Origin of the sequence: Grimontia sp. AD028, assembly GCF_000973155.1 — a bacterium.
GTDB lineage: Bacteria > Pseudomonadota > Gammaproteobacteria > Enterobacterales > Vibrionaceae > Enterovibrio > Enterovibrio indicus.
This window is the reverse complement of sequence record NZ_LASY01000018.1, coordinates 1-23,341: the sequence shown is the minus strand read 5'-3', so window position 1 is coordinate 23,341 and position 23,341 is coordinate 1. Positions and strand designations below refer to the sequence as shown.

Sequence of the window (23,341 nt, the reverse complement as noted above, 5' to 3'; positions counted from 1 at the left end):
GTTGGTTTGCATTCCATTCCGTTTCATTATTGGTCTTGTTAATTTTAGTTAGCAAGATGTTAACAGTATTTTAAATGAGACAAATCAATCATGAAAAATGAAAGAAAAACATCATTATTTGGTGAGTGTTTAAAAATGCAGACAGGAAAATGGTTAACTAATAAATTGATTAGCAAGCCTTTGAATAGAAACTTGGACGAAAATGAATGATGTATTTATTGCTTATGTCGTTTGAAGAAATACGTCATAAAAAAGCCAAAAAATTTTTTCAACCGCGATTTAAGCGCATAACGAACGCTAAATTTGACGCTGACTTTCTGCTACCCGCGTTTTGAATTGCTTAGGGGCTTGTCCGGTATGTCTTTGAAAAAATCGAGAAAAATAGCCGGGATCTTTAAACCCAAGTTGGTAGCCAATCTCTTTAGCTGACAATTGAGTGAAAACTAGCAAGCGCTTTGCCTCATCCAGTAAATGCTCGTGAACAATGGCTAACGCTTGTTGACCTGCTGCACGCTGGCAGATGCGGTTAAGCTGTCCTTGACTGAGCCCCAATGCTTCGGCGTATTGGCTGACTTGCCAGTGCTCGGTGGCATGAGTGTCAACCAAACGGACAAAGCGCTCGAACAGGGCGGTTTTTCCATCGGTATTTTCTTGAAGTTCACTGTGCTGCCGGTGCCTTGCCAGCATGACGAAGACGATTTTCAGGTAAGCACCGATGATGGAAGCCTGCCCAATCTTTGGCGTGTGGAATTCTTCAAGCAACCGTTCACCCATTCTTGTGATTTCTCCTTCATCGGTGTCGACAGTGAGTGGAATCACCATAGGTTCGCGAAACAGTTGCGCAAGTCCCTGCCTTTCTGCGTCGTTAAATAAACTCATCATGAAAGGGTGGGAAACCGAAACAATAAATCCGGTCACTCCAGGCTGGTGCGCGAAGCCATGTACTTCTTTGGCGGGAATGGAGAGAACACAACGACCAGAGTATTCGTCGCTTTTTTCCCTAATTTGAGCGTGCATCGAGCCTGACTCGAGGATCATCAGCTGGTGGAGATTGTCATGGCGGTGTGGGTGGATCTCCCAATTGTGCTTAGGTAATGACTGCTCCAATCGCGCAATGTGCATGTAGTCCGGCGCGGTCTCTGGAAGTTCTTCGCCATAGAGAAAGTAGTGGGGGATATCAGCCATTCAGTACAACCTCAGGAAAACGGAATGTTAAAAATGTACAACAAAATGTAAATAAGTTGAATTTATTGCGAGCGAAATCATGCCTATGCTGTTTTTAAAGCACACAAGGAAGGTGAGAGATGCTGGCAGTTCCCTATATGCAAATGCGCGGTGGCAGTTCTAAAGGGCTTTATTTTTTAGCCTCTAATCTGCCGAGAAATGAAGCATTACGTGATCAGGTTATTCTCGATGCTGTTGGCCGAGATGCCCGCCAGATAGATGGTTTAGGCGGCGCTCATCCGCTGACAAGTAAGGTTGCTGTTGTCTCTCCATCATCATTACCCGATTGCGATGTCGACTATCTGTTTGTTCAGGTGGTGGTAGGGGAGAACCGGGTAGATACCTCTCCAAACTGCGGCAATATCCTCGCCGGTGTTGGTGCATTTGCTATCGAAAACGGATTGGTCGATGCCGAAGATGGTACCACGACTGTCCGTGTGAACATGCTCAACAGCGGAAACCGCTGTGACCTCGATGTACAGACTCCGAATCAAAAAGTGCAATACGAAGGCAGCGCTGCGATTGATGGCGTGCCGGGCACTGCAGCGCCTGTTATCTGCAACTACAAAGACATCGCAGGCTCGATTACTGGGAGCCTGCTTCCTACTGGAAATATCAAAGATACCTTCAATGGTGTAGAGGTCACCTGTATCGACAACGGTATGCCCGTTGTCTTGATGCGCGCTTCTGATTTGGGTGTGTCGGGTTATGAATCGGCCGACGAACTTAACGCCAACGAAACACTGAAAGCCAAAATTGAATCAATTCGTTTGCAGGCGGGTGAGGCGATGAATCTGGGGGATGTGACTGACAAAGTTGTCCCTAAGATGAGCCTGATTGCACCACCTGTAGACGGTGGGCACATCTGTTCACGCACCTTTATCCCAAGAGTCTGCCACACCGCAATAGGTGTTCTCGGTGCTGTGTCAGTAGCAACAGCTGCTGCCATGCCTGGAAACGTGGCTGAAGGCATTGCTGAAATCCCGGAAGGAAATGTGAAGACGATTTCTGTTGAGCATCCCTCTGGTGAGTTTTCAATGACGTTAACGTTCGATGATCAAAACAACGTCACAAAAGCCGGGCTGCTGAGAACCGCTAGATTGCTCGCCAGAGGTGAGCTCTTTGTCCCTATCAACAAATAAAAACAACGAAAAGAATGAGGAGTCATGGAATGACCAAGCCAAGCTGTATGCCACCAGATAACAACACGCGAACGCCGCGTTTTGTAGCGCCGCCAAACTCGTGTGATGCGCACTGCCACGTGTTCGGTCCTCACGCACAGTTTCCTTATGCGGAAACGGCGACTTATTGGCCGCCCGATGCGGGTAAGGATGCGCTGAAACGTGTCCACGACAAGCTGGGTATTGAGCGTGCAGTGCTTGTACAGGCGAGCTGCCATGGCCGCGACAACCGCGCCATGATGGATGCGATTGCATCAAGCAACGGAGCTTATCGTGGCGTTTGTATGGCGGATGACACCTTTACGGACAACGATTTTCAGGATCTGCATGAAGGCGGCGTTCGCGGTATCCGGTTTAACTTTGTGACCCATTTGGGTGGAGCGCCAAACCTGGAAATGATGGCGAGAGTGCTCGAGCGTGTGAAGCAATACGGCTGGCACTTGGTCATTCACGTGAATGCTGAGGACATCATCAAGTATGAAGATTTCTTCAACCGTATCGACATGACCATCGTGGTTGACCATATGGGTCGTGTACCTACCTCAGAAGGTGTGGGTCAGCAGGCGTATCAAATCCTGCTTGAGTTTATGCGCCGTGAGAGCTGGTGGGTAAAAGTGTGTGGTTCTGAACGAATTGCAATGGCACCGCCATTTTATGACGCCGTACCTTATGCGCAGGGCTTGGTGGAAGTGGCACCAGACCGCGTGCTCTGGGGGACTGACTATCCGCATCCTAATATTAAAAAACACATGCCTAATGATGCAGATCTGTTGGATCTCGTTCCGTTGATTGCACGTGACGAAGCGACCCAGAAAAAAATTCTGGTGGACAACCCAGCAAGACTTTACGGATTTGATGACTAAAGACGCAAGGACAGAAGTATGTCTATGAGAACGATTCAAGGTGTGGCGGTTAAACACATAGAACGCGCCGATGCCAATGTGATTGAAGGGCTGGCCGGTTGTGGCAGTGCAACGGTACACGAAGCGCAACAACGTACAGGCAACCTAAACCATGAACTGCGTCCGATTTACAAAGGCGCACAAATTGCGGGTAGCGCAGTCACTGTGCTGGCGCAACCGGGTGATAACTGGATGGTGCACGTCGCTATCGAGCTTTGTCAGCCAGGTGATGTACTGGTGATTGCGACCACATCGCCATGTACTGATGGTTATTTCGGTGACTTGCTGGCGACCTCGGCACAAGCGAGAGGTGTGCAAGGACTGATCATTGATGCAGGTGTGCGTGATACCAAAGACCTGACGGAAATGAACTTCCCAGTGTGGTCAAAAGCGGTTTCCATCAAAGGCACGGTGAAAGCTACCTTGGGTTCCGTGAACGTTCCGGTGATTTGTGGCGATCAGTCAATTTATCCTGGTGACGTGATTGTGGCTGACGACGACGGTGTGTGTGTCGTACCGCGTAAAACCGCAGAAACCGTATTGGAGTCTGCTCAGGCACGCATGGAAAACGAAGAAACAAAACGCGGTATGTTGGCGCAAGGCATTCTTGGGCTCGACATGTACAACATGCGTCCAAAGTTGGAGCAATCAGGATTTCGCTACGTGGATAAGCTGGAGGATTTAGAATGAGCAAGGCACCTTTAATCATCGACTGTCACGGTCACTACACCACAGCACCGGCTGAATTGGGCGAATACCGTGAACAGCAGAAAAAAGAGCTCGCAATTGATCCTCTGTTTGATCACGTAAAAGGCATCGTAAACATTTCGGATGACCAAATCCGTGACAGCCTTGAAGGCGCACAGCTGAAACTGCAAAACGAGCGCGGTACGGATGTCACCATTTTCTCGCCGCGTGCAAGCTGGATGGGGCACCACATTGGTAACCAAACCACCAGTAAATATTGGACTGAACACTGTAACGAGCTTATCTACCGTATTACTGAGCTTTATCCGCAGAACTTCATCGGTGCCGCACAATTGCCTCAGTCACCGAATGCGGATATGACAGCGAGTGCTGCAGAGCTTGAGCGAACGGTCAAAGAGTTCGGTTTTGTGGGTTGCAACCTGAGCCCGGACCCATCAGGCGGTTACTGGACTGCACCTCCACTCGATGACAAGTTCTACTATCCAATCTACGAAAAAATGTGTGAGTTGGAAGTACCGGCGATGATCCACGTGAGTGGCTGTTGTCACCGTTGTTTCCATACCACTGGGTCACACTATCTGGGTGCAGACACCACAGCGTTCCAGCAACTGATGATGTCGAAAACCCTGTTTAAAGACTTCCCTGACCTGAAGTTCATCATTCCACATGGCGGTGGTGCAGTGCCTTACCACTGGGGTCGCTTCCGCGGTCTGTGTGACATGATGAATCTGCCTTCGCTGACAGAAATCATCGAAAACAACATCTACTTTGATACCTGTGTTTACCATCAGGAAGGTATCGATTTGCTGTTGGAAGTGGTGCCAATCGAAAACATCCTGTTTGCCTCAGAAATGATTGGCGCGGTGCGTGGTATTGACCCAATGACAGGGCATTACTTCGACGATACCAAACGTTACATCGATGGTTCTAAGCTTAATGATGAAGACAAAGCCAAAGTCTTCAACGGCAACACCCGAGATGTGTTTGCCCGTCTGGATAACAGATTGAAAGAAGTAGGATTGATCTGAGGGGGAAATGGAAATGCGTGAACACAGAGATTACGACGATATTCCCGGAACCTATGTCTTTGACGGTGAGAAGTCGAGAGCCGGGTATCACCTCAACATGTTTTGCATGTCGCTGAACAAAGCTGAGAACCGAGACCAATTCCGCGAGAGCGAAGAAGCGTATATCGACAAGTTTCCTATGACTGCTGAGCAGCGTGAAGCCGTGTTGAAGCGCGATTGGCTAGGCATGCTGCGTCTTGGCGGCAATATCTATTACACCTTTAAAATCGCGATCTTTGATGGCATGACCATGCAACATGCCGGAGCAGCGATGTCGGGCAATGGCATGACCTTCGAAGACTTCAAGCAGATGATGCTGAATGGTGGTCGTTCGATCGAAGGCAACCGCAGCAAAGCGGAATGGGCCGAGTATTACGCCAAGCCTGAGAACAAGGAGCAGTACGATGGGTAAGATTGTTGGCGGTATAGGGACTTCGCATATCCCATCGATAGGTGCAGCCATGGATAACGGCACCATGGTAGGCGAATACTGGCAGCGTTTCGTGAACGGCATTCAGCCAGTGCGTGATTGGATGGAAGAGGTGAAGCCAGACGTTTGCCTGATTGTTTACAACGACCATGCGTCGGCGTTTTCGCTGGAATCTATTGCGACTTTCTCCATCGGTGTTGCTCCACAGTTTAACCCTGCGGATGAAGGCTATGGCCCGCGTCAGGTACCGGTGTGTGAAGGTAACAGCGAACTGGCTTGGCACATTGCCGAATCCCTGATTTTGGATGAGTTCGACATGACCATTGTGAACGAAATGGATGTCGATCACGGCCTCACTGTTCCACTTTCCGTGGTTTACGGGCGACCAAAAGCCTGGCCTTGTCAGGTGATTCCGCTGGCGGTCAACGTGGTTCAGTATCCTCAGCCAACAGGAAACCGTTGTTACAACCTCGGTAAAGCGATCCGCAAAGCCGTGGAAAGTTTCCCGGCAGAGACCAAAGTCGCCATTTTCGGCACCGGTGGATTATCTCACCAATTGCAAGGCGAACGTGCAGGTCTGATCAACGTCGAATACGACTGTAACTGGCTAGATCTGATGGTGAATGAACCGGAAGCAGCGAAGAAAGTTTCCCACACAGAATATCTGCGTGAAACAGGCTCAGAAGGCATTGAAGCAATTATGTGGCTGGTAATGCGTGGCGCGCTCGATGACAAGGTGGATGAAGTTTACCGTTTCACCCATGCCCCAGTGTCAAACTCGCATTATGGTTTGACGATTTTAGAGAATGCGAGTGACAGGGTCACGGAAGGTAAAAGAACTTTTAAGGAATAGACAATGAAAATCATTATGGTGGGTGAAGGTGCTTTCGGTCATAAGCACTTGGATGCGCTAAAGAACATTGACGATGTGGAGGTAGTGTCGATTGCCGGTGGTGTAGAGGAAAGCACCAAGGCAACGGCCGAAAAATATGGGATCGCGCACTGGACATTGGACTTACAGGAAGCGCTGGCTCAACCGGGCGTTGAAGCGGCAATTATTACGTCGCCGACACCTATTCACGCCAGACAAGCCATCGAAGTAATGAAAGCGGGCAAGCACGTCATGGTAGAAATCCCGATGGCGGATTCTCTGGCTGATGCCCAAGCCGTGTGTGATGTTCAGAAAGAAACCGGATTGGTTGCCATGGCGGGTCATACGCGCCGCTTTAACCCAAGCCATCAATATCTGAACAAGAAGTTCCGCGCGGGTGAACTGAACATTCAACAAATGGATGTGCAGACCTATTTCTTCCGTCGTAAAAACCTGAATGCTTTGGGTCAGCCGCGCAGCTGGACGGATCATCTGCTTTGGCACCACGCTTGCCACACGGTTGACCTGTTTGCTTATCAAACCGGCGAAGAGATTGTGGATGTGATGGCCATGCAAGGACCAAAACACCCAGAACTCGGTATCGCCATGGACATGAGCATCGGCATGAAAACCACGTCTGGCGCGCTTTGTACTCTGTCGCTGTCGTTCAACAATGATGGTCCGTTGGGAACCTTCTTCCGTTATATCTGTGACAACGGCACTTACATTGCCCGTTATGACGACCTGGTCGATGGCAAAGAGAACCCGATTGATGTCAGCAAAGTGGATGTATCCATGAACGGCATCGAATTGCAGGATCGTGAGTTCATCGCCGCTATCCGCGAAGGCCGCGAGCCGAACGCCAGTGTGAACCAGGCATTGATTGCCATGAAGGTCCTGGATCGCATCGAGAAAGCACTGGGTGAGTAAATCATGCTAACCAGCAAAGAATAAGAAAAAGCAGAAGGAATGACACCTATGGAAAAGCGACACATTGGCTCACTGGCGGTATCGCCGATTGGACTTGGTTGTATGAGCATGTCTCATGGCTATGGCCCAAGCGACGAACCGACCTCCATCCAGTTGCTCAATGAAGCGCTCGACGCAGGTTATGATTTCCTCGACACCGCCACCATGTATGGCGGCGGTAAAAACGAAGAACTGATCGCCAAGGCAGTGAAACATCGCCGCAGTGAGTACGTTCTTGCCAGCAAATGCGCGCTTTTTAAGAAAGACGGAAAACCCACCATTGATGGCAGACCGGAAACCATTCGCTCTCAGTGTGAGTCCAGCCTAAAGCGATTGGAAACCGATGTTATCGACCTGTACTACCTGCACCGACTCGATCCGAAAGTGCCCATAGAAGAGAGCGTCGGTGCGTTGGCAGAACTGGTCAAAGAGGGGAAAATCCGCGAAATCGGGCTATCTGAAGTTTCAAGCGATACATTGCGACGCGCACATTCGATCCATCCTATTGCGGCCGTGCAGTCGGAATATTCGCTTTGGACAAGATTGCCTGAACTTAAAATGCTCGATGTTTGCGAAAAACTCGGCACCACTTTTGTGCCATTCTCGCCGCTCGGTCGTCAATTCCTGACGGGGAAAGCCCAAGAAGCCTCGTTGTTGACCGACGGCGATATTCGTACCAATAACGCAAGGCCAAGGTTTGACGCTGACGCCTTTGCAAAAAACAGCGAATTGCTGAAACCACTGGAAGAAGTTGCCAAAGAGCTGAACTGTTCACTGGCACAACTCGCGCTGGCTTGGGTGATTCATCAGCCCAATCGCCAGGGCAACAAAACGTTAGTCCCGATCCCAGGTACCAAACACATCGAATACATGCGGGAAAATATTGGCGCCCTCAACGTCACTATGACACCTGATGTTGTCTCGCACCTTTCTACGCTAATCCATGATGACCTTGTAGTGGGAGAGCGTTATAGCGAAGGTCAGATGAAGGTGATGGATTCGGAACGAGATCGGGATTAACACCTAACTATCAATCCCAAGCTATCCCTTTGCTCAGAGATAATCGTCATGCCTCTCTGGGCTTTTTTGCGTCTGCTGGTCTAGGATAAATGTTAAATATAACAATAAGGACGAGATCTATGGGAAGCGCAGCGACAGTGCCAGAAGAGATGAAGTTGAACGTGATTTGCCGTTTGGAACCTGGTTGCTTAGGGCCAGAGGGCGCGAGCAAAATCGACGATTTCTGCCAATACATTCTGGATGAGATGAATGCCTTGAACTCTGGGTTTATCTCTCTTGCCGTGGTACCAAGAAACGACAAATCCTTACCGGAAATGCAATTCAATATGTCAGGAAGAAAGCTGACCCGGGATCAGGCTGGTAAGTACCTGGAGAAGTTCGACAAGAGCCTTGACGATTTTGAAGGCGAACTTGAAGGGAAGCTGGAACTGCTGATTGATAAGTTTATGGGCTATTAATGCGGATAAACGGATAGACCTAAACAAGCTGATTTGAAAGATAGGCCGTTGACGCGGCCTTTTTTATCTTCTTTCTAATTCGGCGCGGTAGCACTGAGCGCTGTCGTCATAAACAAAAGTCAGTGCGTTTTTGATGCTTTCCAGCTCATCATCCTGATAGTGCGAAACATAGAGGAGCTGACTCAGGTTTTCCCGCGCTATCAACTCCAAAGTATTCTTCATCAAGCGTCGTCCCAGATAATCCAAGCCTTGATAGGGTTCATCCAGAATCAACAAAGTGGGTTGCTTCACAATTGCGCGAGCAATTAGCAACAGTCTTTGCTGTCCGTATTCCAGCTTACGAAAAGGCGTTTTGGCATATTGGCTCATGTGGAGAATATCCAGCCATTCACGGGCTATGGTGCGTTCCTGAATGCTAGGTTGGGAATACAAGCCAATAGAGTCATAAAAACCGGAAAGAATGACATCCAATGCCGAACAGCTAACGCGATATTGCAGGTGAAGGGCAGAAGAAACCATGCCGATATGCTTTTTAATCTCCCACACCGTCTCGCCTGAGCCACGCTTTTTCCCGAAGATGTGAATGTCGTTGCTGTAGCATTGCGGATGATCGCCAAAGATCATTCCTAGGATGGTGCTTTTTCCGCAGCCGTTAGGGCCTTTAACTTGCCAATGCTCGCCTTTATCAATTCGCCAGTTTACGCCGGTGAAAATGGTTTTCTCTGTGTATTCAACTTTGCCATCTCTCAATTCGAAAATCGGGTTTTCGAATTGTGTGGCGTGCTGATAACGACGGATAAGCGTCATCATCTCTTCACTTTGTTGCTCAGACTGTGCGGCAATTTGCTGAATGATGGGGTGGTTGTCCCATCCTGCTTTGTCTATCAGTTCTACCAATTTTCCACGTTCAAACATGGCGACATGATCAACCCAATCGGGAAGGTCTTCTTCCCGCGCGAATACCACCATCATTTGAACTGATTCAGAAAGCTTTTCTAAATAGTCAGCAAGTGATTGACGGTGAGCAATGTCCAAGCCTGCAAAAGGGTTGTCCAGCACCACAAAGTCAGGCTTTTCTGCCAACGCACGAGCCAACATCACCCGACGGGTTTCGCCAGTGGAAAGCACACGAAAGCCACTCTCTTTGAGGTGTACGAGATCGAGATCTTCAATCAATTGACGGGTTAGTGCCGCGTCTTCGCATTGTTCGAAAATCAGGTCATAGACGCTGGTGCCGTTATCTATGCGGTCAAGAAAGTCAGTGTCATCTTTGGCGCGTTCTTCCTCTAAGAGTTTTTGCTGTTCGACTAGCGAAACCTGCGCAATTTTTCCATCGCCGATTGCCAGCTCCCCATCGAATTCGATGGTTTCGCACAACACGCCACCCAGAAGAGAGCCAATGTCACCTTCCGTGCTAAAAACCGCCCAAGATTCATTGTTGGCAATCGTCCAGTTCTCGATTTGAAGGGCAGACGTTGAGCTTTCTGAGATGAGCTGCTTGAAGTTGATATCCATATCGTTTCGTTTTTGGTTGTTTCGTCAGCAAGTAGGGGAGTTATAGCAAGTTTATAAATCAGTGTAAGTATTTAATGTTTTGAACTTAATAAATTAGTTCTTCGTGTTTCCTCTAAATGGGGCACTGGCTGAATTTCTTATTCAACTTTTCAACCTGTTTAGTGGGTGGGTTCTCAACTTATCAACCTGGGCCCTCCAGCTCATTCAATCTGGCTTCATGACCAAGTATCGCATCAGCCTGTTCGGCAGGTGTATTGAGCTTCTTCAATGCGCCATCCAGCATCAAATCCAATGTATCTACGTTCTTTGCACGGCGGAAGAAGATGAGCCAGTCAGTGCGGCTCTTAGGTGTTGTGGTTGTCATGGTTATCTCTGAAAAGGAAAGCGCTTATATTCTAGCAGTTGTTGGCGCTGGAAGATTGTGTTGTTAAATGAGAAATGATTCGAAGTTGGAAGCTCATTCCCTAATCGCTTAAGCTATCTCAAATTGGCAGGAAACGCCTTTGTTTTCTTTGATAATACGGTATTGAAGTCATATGTATGAAGTTGCTTTTAACGTTAAGTATGAGGGCTTTTTAGCGCTTTTTTTTGTCCTCCCAGGATTGGCATTCATCGCTTTATTTCTTCTGATCATTCGGTTTAGAGAGAAGTTAGTAAGCTGGAATATACTGGTTCTAGGTAAACCGGCCACAACAAAAAGTATTGCCATTTCTGCGTCGGTGCTCTTAATCTTTTCAGTGCTTTGTACAGGCAGTTCGGCATTTAGCTTAGGTTCGAAAACGCTATCTCTAATCAGCAGCTACGACAGGGGCAGTTACTTTGTCGTAGAGGGATATGTCGAAGATTTTAATTCTATGCCTTATACCGGACGCCAAAGAGAGACGTTCAGTGTAAATGGCATAAGGTTCAGCTATTCAGACTCTATAGTTACACCTGCTTTTAATAACACCGCATCACACGGTGGACCCATCAGAGAGGGTAAATATGTACGTATATCCTACATTGACAATGACATTATAAAGCTGGAGTTAAGGAAGTAACTTAGCGGGTAGGGCAGCATTTGAAAACGTTTTTAAAGTACCTACTATTCATATCCCTTTTCCTCGTGGCAGTTGTCCTCGGGGTAATGGTTGATAGTCACCTAAGAAAGAACCCAGATGCCACTTATGAGCTGAGAGGTCGGTACATACCATCGCCTGATGGAAAGACATATCTTGTGATACAAGATGACAACGGAGGCATGTGTGGTCCTCTAGTCGTCAACGGGAAGGAATGGCCCCACGGACCTTATCAAAAGGCAGAAATAATGCCTGGGGACGTAACCATTGAATGTGGTTCTAGGATTGCCGTTAACGTTAAAAAGGGGACGACGTATTACTTCGACTACTGGGGTCCTTGAAAAAAGAGCAGCACTATATTGCCCTTAGCCCTCTCACCATGCAACCAACTCATTTCTTTGAACAAAATCTCCTCACTCGACTCCTGATACGATCAAAATCAAATCTTGCTTCATAAATTTCGTAGTACATTTCTGTTATCAGTTCATTGGGGAGTTAGTGTTGATGAGAGTTAGTCGAATCCAGGCGGGTCAGTACTCTGTGGAAGATGGCCGGTTCATAGTAAAGCAGGGCTCAGGTTGGCTTATATTAGATGCTAACGGTTCGCATGACTTTGGCCCGGTTCCTACACTAAAAGCAGCAAAGCAGTATGTTGAGTCAGGAACTACCCCTCTGGGTCAGCACAACCATTCAACAAAATATGGTCGCAGGCAGAGTAAAAAGGAATTCAATGCATATCTAGCGTCCGAGGCGAAAAATGGAAATCCCATGCCTCTTATCTTGTGGCTTGTTTTTCTTTTCATAATCTGTGGTGTTACTTTCGCAGTAAGAGGTCATTAATCAACGTTAGAGGCTTTAGATAAATCTGAACCTTATCCCCTCAACCCTCTCATTTTTCAACCATCTGATTTATTAGAACAAAATCTCCACACTCGACACTTCATGCGATCAAAATCAAGTCTCGCTTTATGCACTTTGTGGTACATTCCCGCCAAAATTTTTAGACAGTGATGGCGTGTTGCGTGCCGAGAAGCGAAGGGCGGTAGCGTAAGTTGCTTGTGCCCCAAAGTGAGTTTCGACAGTTGAGGCAACTCAATTCGCAGACACAAATTTGACTTATATTAAGTAATCCCAAAAACGTTAAAGTAAGTGACGTGATCCCCTCTGGTCACATTCAGTGTGTCGCTGTAGGTGTTTTGGTCACTGGCTAGACAGATACTTCTGGAAGTCTTCCACATTAGTGGATACGCAGTTTTTATACGCCTGATCCCAAACCTTTTCATTGCTGACTCCGGAAACTTCAATAGCATCATTAATCACTGGAATTTCTATCTCTTTAATGAGGTTACGAACGGCTTGTTCAGCTTCAAATTTCGTAATGTCTTGATGTCCCATTGCGCCAGCAATCATTAAATCAATGGGATAGTCGGTTAGGATACTAAGCGCCTCAAATGAGGTGGCATTTGCAAAGTGCCTTCGCAGCTTCCGAAGTTGCTCTGGTGTGTATTGAGCCAGCATTTTCAGCTTATCTGTTTGCCCTTGGCAAAACATGTGAACATCTGGCGACATAGCGGTTGCTGGTTGAAAAAGAAAACCAGCTACGATGCTAAATATGGCTACGTTTTTTAAAGTATCTCTCAATGACATCACAACCCTACAATTTGTTCAGTTGCTAATGAAACTTTAGCATCACTGGGGACATACCGAATGTTTCATGCCCCAAAGTTGTTTGGCCAGTGTTTTTTAACAACTCCAAAAATCCACATCTTTCCATACAAAAACTAATCTAAAACACCAAGAAAAGAAAGGGTTGACGTTGGCGAGAACATTATTCAATGCTGGGCATGGCAGAATTCCCATTTGATTTGATGCTTCGTATCTCTTTGTTGAGTCGGTGCTTTCAGCAATGTTAATGGCAAAATAGGTTGAACCGTCTGTACTTGAAGGTATGGGCGCAATGCCAACCAAGAGAAAATAGAAGGAATTACATTAATGGCCAAAGAATTGAAGAGAGATTTTAATCTCCCGTTAATCGAAACTTATTGTCTGAGCGAAGAATGTGAAAATAAACTCCACACACTTTCATTAATTCTAGAAGAACAAGAGAGGCTAGCCAAAAGAGCTGCTCGGAAATCTGGTGCAAGAGAGATGTTCGCGAGGTTTGATTTTTTATCGGTGCCTCTAAATGAAGAACAGATAGCTCTACTCCCTGAGAAATTAATTACCCCTTCAAATAAAATGATTTATGACTATCAAGGATGGCAGTGTGGTTTAGCGCTAATAACTGAAAAATTAAAAAGTTGCATAGAAAATATTGAGCCATCAGGTGGTCATCAGTTTATTCCTGTTGAAATTTTCAATGCAGATTCAAAAAAGCTGGGAGATGCATATTTTTGGAGGATATTGAATGTTATTGATTCAATAAGACTTGACTCGGGCGGAATTAAGCCTGTGTCAGGATTGGAAATTACACCAGACTCTCGTCTTACTTTTTCTTATGAGGGAAGTATAAATATTTATGCCGACAGAGTAGTAGGAAAGGCTGCTTGGCATGAGATGAGAATGGGAATTATAAAAATAGTTTCAGATGAACTTTACGGGATTATAAAAGAAAAGAATCTCTCTAATGTCAATATGATAACCATACAAACCTTTGTAGAAAAATAGGAAAAATAGGAAAAATAAAAATCACCCTATGCATTTAATAATCTAGTAATTCTTTATTGTATTTCAGAATAATATAGTGATGGTTTGAAGTGGATATTATTTCATATGGCAGTGATTACTATCACAATAATATTATTTTTAATAAAAAGAATCGTCCATATGATACGCTATCTCATAGCGAAATTGTTACTCGTAAAAGAAATAGGCATGAATGTGGACAACTACTCTACCTCAATAGTTTCTTTAACTCAGAGGCAAGGACAGTCAACGTTCTCCAACAAACATCAAAGCCATTTACTTCGTTTTCCCCAACCTGAGGTTATCCGAAGTGAACGCTTTAGAGCAATAGTCCTAACTGATTCCTGTCCATTTCCAGTTTACAGTGCCTCCTTCGAGGCGCTCATACAAAATAACCTGCCCAGCTATCCACGCCAGCCGCTTCCAACGCAGACAATTTCGCATCCCTTTCCATCAGGTAGCCATAGTCGCACTTGGCGATGCTTATCATGCCGTTATCGAGTTGCTTCTTTGTGATGGTTTGGACTTGGCTTGCTGGCATCCTCGTCTGTACTTTCGCCGCAATACTCTCAGCCTTTTCCTTGTGCTCCGCGATGCGAGCTTTCACCAGTGCCGTAAAGTCATCCTTCGGCTTAAATGCCACATCTTGCCAATCGCTGATTAGCTTGAAGAGATACAGGTGCTCGGCGGCGTAGTCGTTGAGTATCTGTGTTTTCTGGCCGTCTGTTTTCAATAAAGTCATCGACCGCCGATTTAAGGAATGCTTGTCGTATTCATCAAGGCGGCGGATGTCGTTCGCAGTTTTCGTCCTGAAAGTCGGCTTTTTGGTCAATGACGCCAAGAAAGGATTTAGTCTGAGCTATCTACTAAAGAAAGTTTAATAAAAAGCAGGAAAACATGAACTTAAACCAAGTGACATTAGCGGTACATGACATGGAGTCTGCGGTCGCATTCTATAAAAAGCTCGGGCTTATTCAGATTGTTAGTGACGATCACTACGCACGTTTTTCCTTTCCAGAAGGTAACGCAAGCTTCTCTATCTTCCTCGATCCTGGAAAGAAAGGGGTGATAAGTCGTGGCGTGGTTTACTTTGAACATGAAGCGCTGGATGAGCTGTTCGAGCGACTGAAAGTTGAGGGCATTGAATTCGACCAAGAGCCTACGATGAAGCCGTATCTCTGGAAAGAAGCGGCGCTAAGAGATCCATCAGGCAACGAAATCAAACTGTATTGGGCAGGAGAGAATCGTCTGAATCCGCCTTGGAAAATTGATTAAGGAAATTCTCAGGCACCACTTTTGAGATTTCCTAGTCATAGGGATTTAACAGCCCCTAAACACTGTTAAGGATATCTGTATGAAACCTGCGCCGATTAAAGACGAAATTACATTCTATGACTTTGCAAAAGTGGACATCCGAGTTGGACCAATCATCGAAGTCAGTGAAGTTGCTAAATCCGACAAACTGATGAAGCTGACCGTTGATTTCGGCGACCACACACGTTCAATTTTGGCGGGGATTAAGCAAGAGCGTGAAAATCCTAAGGAGATTGAAGGTAAACAGGCCTTGTTTGTCGTAAACCTGCCGGAGAGAAAAATGGCTGGTGAGGTGTCTCAGGGCATGCTTTTCGATATTGGTTATGAAGATAAGCTGCAGCCTTGCTTGGCCTGCCCAGAAACCGAAACGCCGAATGGTGCAAGAGCGGGTTAAACCAATAACACGAACGCCATCAAGAATGAAAAAGCCATCATTGAGATGGCTTTTTTTGTTTAGGTCGTCTGATTCAACGCTTCATCACTCTCTGCTGAAACAGCCTCTCCATGGTAATCACAAGTCTATAGATAACTTGGTTGTCTCATTGTTGGTATGTTATAACATAACAATTGTGTTTATATTTCGAGCGGAGAAATCGCTAAAGGCTCACCATGACTGACTTAGACGCACTGATAGAAAAAGTCGCGCAGAAATGCAAAGCGAAGGGGAGGCAACTCACCGCCAAACGCAAATTGGTTCTAAAAGCGCTCGTTCATTCTGAAAAATCCCTCTCCGCTTACGAGCTGGTTGATTATTGCAAAACGGAATTTGGGCAGAGCGTTCAGCCTATGTCGGTATATCGCAGTCTCGACTTTCTGGAAGGCGAACATTTCGCTCATAAGCTAAAAGTATCGAACAAGTTCATTGCTTGCTCTCACATCTCTTGCGATCACGAGCATGGCGTCCCTCAGTTCCTCATCTGCGCGAAGTGCGACAAGATCATAGAACAGGCCATCGACCCCAAACTCGCTTCCAGCTTGCAACTAGGTGCCCGAAAAGAGGGCTTTACCGTTGTCAGTCCCCAGCTTGAAATCACCTGCTTATGCGATGAATGTGAAAAGTAAGCGACTCCAACCGAGTTGAAAGCCGTTTTGAACAGTAACACTCTTTGACATAGAGATTTAAAGGAAGAATTGAGCGCTGATATGTTAAGAAAAAATCCAAACGGCGACATGCCAATCGTATCGGAGAATGCGTTCGTCGATCCCACCGCAATTATCTGCGGCAAAGTCATCATCGAAGATAACGTATTTATTGGTCCTTATGCCGTGATTCGTGCGGATGAGGTGAACGATGCGGGTGAAATGGAACCCATCCTGATTAAATGTGACACCAATATTCAGGATGGTGTGGTGATTCACTCTAAAGCAGGCGCTGCGGTAACCATTGGAGAGCGCACATCGATTGCGCATCGCTCAATCATCCACGGCCCATGCGAAGTGTGTGATGACGTTTTCATTGGTTTTAACTCTGTGGTGTTTAATGCTGTTGTGGGTAAGCACTGTGTCATCCGCCATAACTGTGTTGTAGACGGAATGGATCTCCCTGAGAGCTTCCATGTACCGCCAATGACCAACATCGGTGTGGGCTTCGATCTAAACAGTATCTCTAAAGTACCACCGGAGTATTCAGCGTTTTCTGAGTCTGTGGTTTCCGCAAACCACACCTTGGTACAGGGTTACAGGAGGATCGCCAATGAGCTCTGATAATTCGGCGATTCTGAGTGTGCCAACCAACATCATTACCGGCTTCCTCGGCGTAGGTAAAACCACCGCCATCTTGCATCTGATGAAGAACAAGCCGGAGAACGAGCGTTGGGCCGTATTGGTCAATGAGTTTGGTGAGATCGGTGTAGATGGCAGCCTTTTTCAAGGGCAGCATAGCGAAAGAGAGAAAGTGTTCATTCAGGAAGTTCCAGGTGGCTGCATGTGCTGCGCAGCGGGACTTCCTATGCAAATCGCGCTAAATCAATTACTGATCGAAGCCAAACCTGATCGACTGCTGATTGAACCGACCGGTCTTGGACATCCCAAAGAAGTCTTGGAAGTCTTGTCCTCTGAACACTATCGAGATGTCCTCTCGCTTCAGAAAACACTGACTTTGGTTGATGCGAGAAAACTGTCAGAGGCGCGCTACACCCATCACGATACTTTTAATCAGCAGATTGCGATTGCTGACACTGTGGTGGGCAACAAGCTTGATCTCTATGCAGAAGGGGACAAAGCCTTACTGGAAGCGTATGTGAAAAAGCATGCTCATCCAGATGTGAACGTGCTGTTTACACGTCACGGACAAATCGACTTCAAGGAATTTGAAGGTGAGACCTTCATGACGCAGCCACATGCGCATGATCACCACCATCATCATCACCACGGCAGTAAACCTCTTGCCTCAGAAGCACCTATGCCAGAAAGCGGGGTGTTGATGGCAAAGAATGAGGGTGAAGGTTTTGAAAGCGTAGGCTGGCGATTTTCACCAGACAAGGTCTTTGATAGAAAGAAACTTTCTTTGCTTCTGCATGACCTTGATGTCGAGCGAATGAAAGCCGTATTCATCACTGATGATGGAGTGTTTGGTTACAACCTTTCCGATTCGAGCATGCTGGAAATGGAGCTGGATGATTGTTTCGAAAGCCGGATTGAGCTTATTGCACAAGTCGTGGACGTTAGTTTCGAAGATAAACTCATGGGGTGTTTGAATTCTTGAGGTAATGCGAAGCCGTCGAAAGACGGCTTTTTTCACGGCGTGTTAGCGGCCTAGCTTTTTACAAAGCGAGATCATGGTGTTCGCTTCTTCAGCGCTGAGTCCGGTCATACAGAATATTTTGTCGGTAATGTCTGCGCTGTTTCGGGACAGCTCAATGCCTTCTTGGGTTAATACGACAGACTTCTGCCTGTCATTGTCTGGGAGGGCGGCACGTTGGATAAGTCCTTTTTGTTCCAATCGTTTTAACAGCGGCGTCATCGTTGCTTTGCTGAGTTCTGCTCTTGAAGCCAACTCAGTGATAGATAGCTTGTCTTCTTTCCAAAGCACCATCATCACCACAAACTGTGTATAGGTCAGTCCCAATGGGTCCAGCAATTGTCTATACAAAGACGTCACGCGGTTAGACGCTGAATAAAGGGCGAAACAAAGCTGTTTATCGATATCTGCAACGGCCAAGGTGATCTCCAATAACTTGTAACTTGTCTCATTATCTACGACTTGCCTTGATTGTCACATCATTTCGTTGACATATAGTTTGTGTGCGAACAGTATGTATGCGAGCAATTAAGAATAAGGAGAGTAATATGAGTGATGCATGGTTACCGACGTTAATCACAGACAGCCCAGAAGCTGGCTATCAACTTGCCATTAAAATGTCCCGAATGGGCGTGAAATATACACAGCCTTCAGCGGAAGCGAGAGAGAAGCTACGTCCCGAATATGCGGAAAGTGCAGACAGTTTGATCGCGGTTTCCCACGTTATTGCCGTGAATTTTCAGACGGTTGCGGCGGCGAATAATTATTGGAAGGCTTGACTGTATGTTAAGGACTCAAAGCCATCATGGTGATGGCTTTGAGTGGTTAGGTCAGCTGCTCAATTCCCTTGCCTGCATGGTCAATCTCATCTGACTGTTTGCAGCGCCAAATCCCTGATACCCATTTCTCTGAACGATTTCGAAACAGAACCTGCCTGCAAACATCGAAGTGTAGAGTTGGTAGAAGCTGCCATTCTCGTCCTCATCGTAAAGAATGTTATAGCGTTTGAGCTTTTCAATCACTTCATCAGAAAGGGTAAACCGGGCGGCCAAGTCATCATAATAATTGGCGGTGACGGGCATCGTCTCAGTCTGCTGTTTTGCCATAAATTCGGCGGTGGCAAAAATATCCTTGGTTGAAAGAGCGATATGGTTGACGCCGGTACCCGCGTATTGATCAAGAATTCGGCTAGATACGGTGCGCGAAGCTTGGGTACTGTTAAGCGTGAAACTTACCCCTTTATCTGGCGTTTGTAGGGCCTGACTTTTCACCAAGCCACCAGGGTCTGAAACGCTGACGGTCGGCATGGTTTTCATACTGAACATTGCACGATAGAGCAGCACCGAGTGAAGCATTTCTTCATAGCTCATGGTGGTGGCTACGTGGTCAACTTTGTTAAGGAAAGCGTGTTGAGTGGCGTCTTCATGCCATTTGAACTCGCGCTCCCAATGCGGAGGCTGGTCGGCGTCATCCACCATGTAAAGGAGGCTTTGACCCGGGCCATAGATGGCAGGAATGCCATGCGTGTCGTTTTCTGGGTTTCCGTAAACCGGCGAGAACTCAAGCTTCTTGGCTCTCTCCACCATATCGCCCACGTTGGTACAGGTTAAACCCACAGCACAAACGGAGACGCCATGCTGCTGGTGGAAATTTTGGGCGAAGCTATCTGGCTCCATATTCATCACCAGATGAATATTCCCCTGTTTCCACAATTCCACATCTTTACGTTTGTGGGTAGCGGCGTGACAAAAGCCAAGCTGAGACAGCAGCTTGGTCAGGGCGAGCTTTTCATTGTCGCTGACGGCGAATTCAATAAACTGTACTTCGCTGGGCGGGTTGACGCTTGGAATTTCAAGCGCTTCTGTATCAGCGGACTTTTCTGCCGCGCGGTTGGCGTAAACCAGTGAACGGTAGCCGTCTCGGGCGGTTTTTTCCGTCGAGCCCGCACGGAATTGATCGTTGAAAATCTCAAGAGAGAAAGGCCCGTCGTAACCCGTCGCGTGAAGGTTAGACACAAACTGACCAATAGGAAGGTCGCCCTGTCCAGGGAAGCAGCGATAGTGTCGGCTCCAACTGAGATGATCCATCGAAAGGCTAGGGGCATCCGCAACCTGTACGAGGAAAATTCTGTCGCCGGGAATGTTGAGCATGGTATCCAGCTCGGTCTGGCGAGAAAAAATGTGGAAAGTGTCGAGACACAGCCCGACATTTTTGTGATTAGCGCGACGCACAATTTCCCATGAGTCGCGATAATCATAAACATATTTACCCCATCCCAAGGCTTCATAGGCAACCCGCATATTGCGTTTGGCTGCGCGCTCGCCAAGCTCATGGAAATCATCTGCTGCCCGTTGGATACCGCCCAAAGCTTGGGGCGATACACTGCTGCAGACCATCAACAAATCGGTGCCCAGTTCTTCCATCAGGTCAAACTTTCTTTCCGCGCGATCAAACGCTTTTTCCCGGTAAGGGGAAGGAAGGCCTTCGAAATCGCGGAAGGGTTGATAGGTAACAACCTCAAGACCGTGATCGTCTAACATGCTTCGGATTTCGTGAACCGAACCGTTGTGAGTGATCAGATCATTCTCGAAGATTTCAATCCCACGAAAACCTGCTTTGGCGATGGCTTCGATTTTTTGTCTCAGGGTGCCTGAAAGGCAAACCGTTGCGATGGAGTAAATCATGCGTTATTTGCTCCCCAGCTTTGCGACCAGCCCGTCGATAGCCAGGGCGTAGCCTTCAATTCCAAACCCGACAATCACACCGACTGCAACAGGTGAAAGGTAGGAGTGATGGCGAAACGATTCACGAGCATGCACATTGGAAATATGAAGCTCAATCACAGGGACTTCAGCCGCTTTAATCGCGTCATAAAGGGCGATAGAGGTATGCGTGTAAGCGCCGGCGTTGAACACAACGCCGATCATTTTTCCTGCTTTCACTGCGCGGCCTGCATTGTGCAGTGCTTCAATCAGTTCACCTTCATGGTTACTTTGGAAGCACTCGACGACGACACCGTGCTTTTCGCCGGTATCTCGGCAAAGCTGTTCGACATCTGCCAAGGTGCTGTGTCCGTAGAGCCCAGGCTCGCGCTGACCCAACATGTTCAGGTTTGGGCCGTTCATCACGAGAATAGATTTCATGTCACGCCCTCCTATGCGATGTCGTCAATGTATACGGTGCGACCGGTTTTCACCGCTTCAACAACGGCTTCAGTCACGCGAAGGTTTTGCAGGCCGTCTCGTACTGTGACTAATGGCTTTTCTTCTTTACGGATCACGCGGCAGAAGTGGTTGAGCTGCTCAACCAATGGGTCTTTGCGGTGAAGCGACACATCTTCACATTCGAACGGTTTCCACCATGAGCGATCTTCTTCATTCTTGTAGTATTTGAGACGCATGGTTGGCACTGAAATCGAACCATTGGTGCCTGCGATGTGGTAACAATCCTCATCGGGATAGCTTGCGTAGGCTTTGTTTTCCTGCGAGGTTTGTTCCCAACTCTTACCAGAGCCAGCGGTGTCTGAAAGCAGGAAAGTACCGAGTGCACCGTTGGCAAAGCTGAGATTGATCGAAACAGTGTCTTCGACTTCGAACTGACGGCGGCGATTAGACGCCATGGATTGCACAGCAACGATTTCGCCACATAGGTAACGTAAGTTGCCGATGTCATGAATAAGGTTTATCAGAATAGGGCCGCCACCTTCTTTGGTTCGCCATGGCGCAGCGACAAAGTAATCATCGGGTTTGTAGAACATGGCGCTACCATGAGCTGCTACCACCTGACCAATAGCACCCGTTTCAATGATTTCACGGGTACGCTTGATGATTGGGCTATGCATGCGGTGGTGACCAACCAGCAAAGTATCCCAGATACCGGGTTCTTTGGTGGCGATGTCGAGTAATGAGTTGGCTTCTTCAACGGTGTGAGACACTGGCTTCTCAATCAGTGCCGGCATGCGATATTCAATACAGAGCTTGGCTTGCGGGACATGCAGGTTATTAGGGGTGGCGAGAATTACGCCATCCGCCAAACCTGAATCCAGCAATTCCACGAGAGTTTCAAAGTGGGGCACGCCATATTCGTTGGCGAGGTCGATGCTCGCTTCAAACGGATCAACAATGGCGGCTAAGTCACACGCTTTGCTCTCCGAGACGAGTCGAATGTGGTTTTTGCCGATCAATCCTGCTCCGACGACGGCGATTCTTGGCTTCTCCATTTACTGCTTACTTCCTTGTTATGATTATGATGCGACAGGCTTTACTGTCGGTTTTGGGCACTTGTTTCTTTCATTCGGGTAAGGAAACCACCTAGATGGGTTTCCAATGCTTTCACACAGGCATCGAGGTCGCGATTCAATGCCGCCTCCAACACGCTTTGGTGTTCATCAACCACGTATTTGCCACGAAATCCTTCTGTGCGAAGTTCCATGACGACAAACTGCCTAAATTGATCGTAGACCTGTCTGTGATAGTGCATGTGTAATTCTGACTGGCATGCGCCAATCAAAGCTGCATGAAATTCGTAATCGCATCGGTGCCACATCATGAAATACTCATCGATGTTTTCGCGCATTTTGCTCTCGACGTGTTCGAGTTTATGGTGGGCAGCAACCAGGTTGCTTTCCCATTCCATATCGCCGTTTTCAAAGGACGCGCGGGCGCCATCTGTTTCAAGAAGAATGCGAAGTCGGGTGAGTTCTTCCATCTTCTGGATTGAAAAGCTTGCGACATGAAAACCTTTCTGGCCTTCTGCAATCACCAAGCCTTCAGAGGAGAGTCTTGTCAGGCTTTCGCGCAAAAGATTCACACCACTGCCATAGCGTTCTTTCAGCGATTCCATTCTGAGTCGGCTTCCCGGCTCAAACTCACCTTTCAACAAATCCGTGCGAAGTGTTTCGTACAGCGTCATTTATCCGTGCCTCAAAGAAACTGAGTCTTAAGAAATCTGCATCGACTTCATCACGATGCCTTTTCAGTTTTACTCCCTAAATTTCTTCGCATCTGTCTCGTTTTTGTGAATGGGCTATAAATCTAAAAATATCCCCTAATTTGAAAAATAGGTGACGTTTTAACAAATGAGACACAATCGGGTAACAAATCCACAATCACTTCGTCTAGGCTAGTAACAGGTCAATAAGGGCGAATGCCATGAGGCTTCGTCTTATACCCAAACAACATGAAGATGCTCGCATTCAGA

The 23,341-nt window shown here is 47.2% G+C and carries 27 protein-coding genes; 17 read left to right on the top strand and 10 right to left on the bottom strand.

Features of this window, described 5'->3' with window-relative positions; genetic code table 11:
• Nucleotides 1-297: 297 nt before the first annotated feature.
• Nucleotides 298-1,185, bottom strand: a complete 888-nt coding sequence (locus RN22_RS04625; RefSeq protein ID WP_046303294.1) for a helix-turn-helix domain-containing protein — start codon at nt 1,183-1,185, stop codon at nt 298-300.
• A gap of 119 nt (nt 1,186-1,304) precedes the next feature.
• On the opposite strand from RN22_RS04625, the gene RN22_RS04620 reads away from it, so the two are divergent.
• The 9 genes from RN22_RS04620 to RN22_RS04580 all read left to right on the top strand — a co-directional run bounded on the left by RN22_RS04620 (nt 1,305) and on the right by RN22_RS04580 (nt 8,830).
• A complete protein-coding gene (locus tag RN22_RS04620) occupies nt 1,305-2,366 on the top strand; it encodes a 4-oxalomesaconate tautomerase (protein WP_046303293.1) in 1,062 nt (353 codons plus the stop codon).
• A gap of 29 nt (nt 2,367-2,395) precedes the next feature.
• Nucleotides 2,396-3,268: an amidohydrolase gene (locus RN22_RS04615; protein WP_002542356.1), complete on the top strand. Its 873-nt coding sequence runs from the start codon at nt 2,396-2,398 to the stop codon at nt 3,266-3,268.
• 18 nt (nt 3,269-3,286) lie between these two features.
• A complete protein-coding gene (locus tag RN22_RS04610; protein WP_046303292.1) occupies nt 3,287-3,997 on the top strand; it encodes a 4-carboxy-4-hydroxy-2-oxoadipate aldolase/oxaloacetate decarboxylase in 711 nt (236 codons plus the stop codon).
• A complete protein-coding gene (locus tag RN22_RS04605) occupies nt 3,994-5,043 on the top strand; it encodes an amidohydrolase family protein (RefSeq protein ID WP_046303291.1) in 1,050 nt (349 codons plus the stop codon). Before RN22_RS04610 ends, RN22_RS04605 begins: the two co-directional genes overlap by 4 nt.
• 13 nt (nt 5,044-5,056) lie before the next feature.
• A complete protein-coding gene (gene ligA, locus RN22_RS04600) occupies nt 5,057-5,494 on the top strand; it encodes a protocatechuate 4,5-dioxygenase subunit alpha (RefSeq protein ID WP_039850619.1) in 438 nt (145 codons plus the stop codon).
• Nucleotides 5,487-6,365, top strand: coding sequence for a class III extradiol dioxygenase subunit beta (locus RN22_RS04595; protein WP_046303290.1), 879 nt, complete (start codon nt 5,487-5,489; stop codon nt 6,363-6,365). The genes ligA and RN22_RS04595 overlap by 8 nt, the downstream gene beginning before the upstream one ends.
• A 3-nt stretch (nt 6,366-6,368) precedes the next feature.
• A complete protein-coding gene (locus RN22_RS04590; protein ID WP_002542361.1) occupies nt 6,369-7,313 on the top strand; it encodes a Gfo/Idh/MocA family oxidoreductase in 945 nt (314 codons plus the stop codon).
• Between the two features lie 48 nt (nt 7,314-7,361).
• Nucleotides 7,362-8,372 carry an aldo/keto reductase gene (locus tag RN22_RS04585; RefSeq protein WP_046303289.1) on the top strand — a complete coding sequence of 337 codons (1,011 nt, stop codon included), beginning with the start codon at nt 7,362-7,364 and terminating at the stop codon, nt 8,370-8,372.
• Nucleotides 8,373-8,491: 119 nt separating this feature from the next.
• Complete coding sequence (locus RN22_RS04580; RefSeq protein ID WP_046303288.1) at nt 8,492-8,830, top strand: hypothetical protein; 339 nt, start codon at nt 8,492-8,494, stop codon at nt 8,828-8,830.
• A gap of 63 nt (nt 8,831-8,893) precedes the next feature.
• On the opposite strand, the gene modF is transcribed toward RN22_RS04580, so the two are convergent.
• Entirely contained in the window at nt 8,894-10,345 is a 1,452-nt protein-coding gene (gene modF, locus RN22_RS04575; RefSeq protein WP_046303287.1) for a molybdate ABC transporter ATP-binding protein ModF, read from the bottom strand.
• Between the two features lie 181 nt (nt 10,346-10,526).
• A complete protein-coding gene (locus tag RN22_RS04570; protein ID WP_046303286.1) occupies nt 10,527-10,709 on the bottom strand; it encodes a hypothetical protein in 183 nt (60 codons plus the stop codon).
• Nucleotides 10,710-10,881: 172 nt separating this feature from the next.
• Between RN22_RS04570 and RN22_RS04565 the strand changes: the two genes are divergently transcribed.
• Nucleotides 10,882-11,385: a hypothetical protein gene (locus tag RN22_RS04565; protein WP_046303285.1), complete on the top strand. Its 504-nt coding sequence runs from the start codon at nt 10,882-10,884 to the stop codon at nt 11,383-11,385.
• A 1,218-nt stretch (nt 11,386-12,603) separates the two neighbouring features.
• Here the strand turns inward: RN22_RS04565 and RN22_RS04550 are convergent.
• Nucleotides 12,604-13,050, bottom strand: coding sequence for a hypothetical protein (locus tag RN22_RS04550; protein WP_046303283.1), 447 nt, complete (start codon nt 13,048-13,050; stop codon nt 12,604-12,606).
• 345 nt (nt 13,051-13,395) lie between these two features.
• Here RN22_RS04550 and RN22_RS04545 point away from each other — a divergent pair, with 345 nt between their 5' ends.
• On the top strand, nt 13,396-14,070 hold the full coding sequence (locus tag RN22_RS04545; protein ID WP_046303282.1) for an imm11 family protein: 675 nt from the start codon (nt 13,396-13,398) through the stop codon (nt 14,068-14,070).
• A 400-nt stretch (nt 14,071-14,470) separates the two neighbouring features.
• Here RN22_RS04545 and RN22_RS04540 read toward each other — a convergent pair whose 3' ends face one another.
• Nucleotides 14,471-14,830, bottom strand: coding sequence for a hypothetical protein (locus RN22_RS04540; protein WP_046303281.1), 360 nt, complete (start codon nt 14,828-14,830; stop codon nt 14,471-14,473).
• Nucleotides 14,831-14,985: 155 nt separating this feature from the next.
• Between RN22_RS04540 and RN22_RS04535 the strand changes: the two genes are divergently transcribed.
• From RN22_RS04535 to RN22_RS04515, 5 genes are all read left to right on the top strand, one after another.
• Nucleotides 14,986-15,363, top strand: a complete 378-nt coding sequence (locus RN22_RS04535; protein ID WP_046303280.1) for a VOC family protein — start codon at nt 14,986-14,988, stop codon at nt 15,361-15,363.
• 79 nt (nt 15,364-15,442) lie between these two features.
• Entirely contained in the window at nt 15,443-15,796 is a 354-nt protein-coding gene (locus RN22_RS04530; RefSeq protein ID WP_046303279.1) for a tRNA-binding protein, read from the top strand.
• 215 nt (nt 15,797-16,011) lie between these two features.
• The gene (locus RN22_RS04525; protein ID WP_046303278.1) at nt 16,012-16,464 is read left to right on the top strand and encodes a Fur family transcriptional regulator; all 453 of its coding nucleotides are present in this window, start codon (nt 16,012-16,014) and stop codon (nt 16,462-16,464) included.
• Between the two features lie 81 nt (nt 16,465-16,545).
• Nucleotides 16,546-17,106 carry a carbonate dehydratase gene (locus RN22_RS04520; protein ID WP_046303277.1) on the top strand — a complete coding sequence of 187 codons (561 nt, stop codon included), beginning with the start codon at nt 16,546-16,548 and terminating at the stop codon, nt 17,104-17,106.
• Nucleotides 17,096-18,106 (top strand): GTP-binding protein, encoded by a 1,011-nt coding sequence (locus RN22_RS04515; RefSeq protein WP_046303276.1) that lies wholly within the window; start codon nt 17,096-17,098, stop codon nt 18,104-18,106. Before RN22_RS04520 ends, RN22_RS04515 begins: the two co-directional genes overlap by 11 nt.
• A 42-nt stretch (nt 18,107-18,148) precedes the next feature.
• Here RN22_RS04515 and RN22_RS04510 read toward each other — a convergent pair whose 3' ends face one another.
• Entirely contained in the window at nt 18,149-18,562 is a 414-nt protein-coding gene (locus tag RN22_RS04510; protein WP_039850553.1) for a MarR family winged helix-turn-helix transcriptional regulator, read from the bottom strand.
• Between the two features lie 128 nt (nt 18,563-18,690).
• Here RN22_RS04510 and RN22_RS04505 point away from each other — a divergent pair, with 128 nt between their 5' ends.
• The gene (locus RN22_RS04505) at nt 18,691-18,921 is read left to right on the top strand and encodes a hexameric tyrosine-coordinated heme protein (RefSeq protein WP_046303275.1); all 231 of its coding nucleotides are present in this window, start codon (nt 18,691-18,693) and stop codon (nt 18,919-18,921) included.
• A gap of 51 nt (nt 18,922-18,972) precedes the next feature.
• Here RN22_RS04505 and RN22_RS04500 read toward each other — a convergent pair whose 3' ends face one another.
• From RN22_RS04500 to RN22_RS04485, 4 genes are read right to left on the bottom strand one after another with little or no spacing between them, the layout of a single operon-like run.
• On the bottom strand, nt 18,973-20,826 hold the full coding sequence (locus RN22_RS04500; RefSeq protein ID WP_046303274.1) for a bifunctional sugar phosphate isomerase/epimerase/4-hydroxyphenylpyruvate dioxygenase family protein: 1,854 nt from the start codon (nt 20,824-20,826) through the stop codon (nt 18,973-18,975).
• A 3-nt stretch (nt 20,827-20,829) separates the two neighbouring features.
• The gene (aroQ, locus tag RN22_RS04495) at nt 20,830-21,285 is read right to left on the bottom strand and encodes a type II 3-dehydroquinate dehydratase (RefSeq protein ID WP_046303273.1); all 456 of its coding nucleotides are present in this window, start codon (nt 21,283-21,285) and stop codon (nt 20,830-20,832) included.
• Nucleotides 21,286-21,296: 11 nt separating this feature from the next.
• Nucleotides 21,297-22,361, bottom strand: coding sequence for a Gfo/Idh/MocA family protein (locus RN22_RS04490; protein ID WP_046303272.1), 1,065 nt, complete (start codon nt 22,359-22,361; stop codon nt 21,297-21,299).
• Nucleotides 22,362-22,402: 41 nt separating this feature from the next.
• Nucleotides 22,403-23,053 (bottom strand): GntR family transcriptional regulator, encoded by a 651-nt coding sequence (locus RN22_RS04485; RefSeq protein ID WP_082111356.1) that lies wholly within the window; start codon nt 23,051-23,053, stop codon nt 22,403-22,405.
• Nucleotides 23,054-23,341 lie beyond the last annotated feature (288 nt).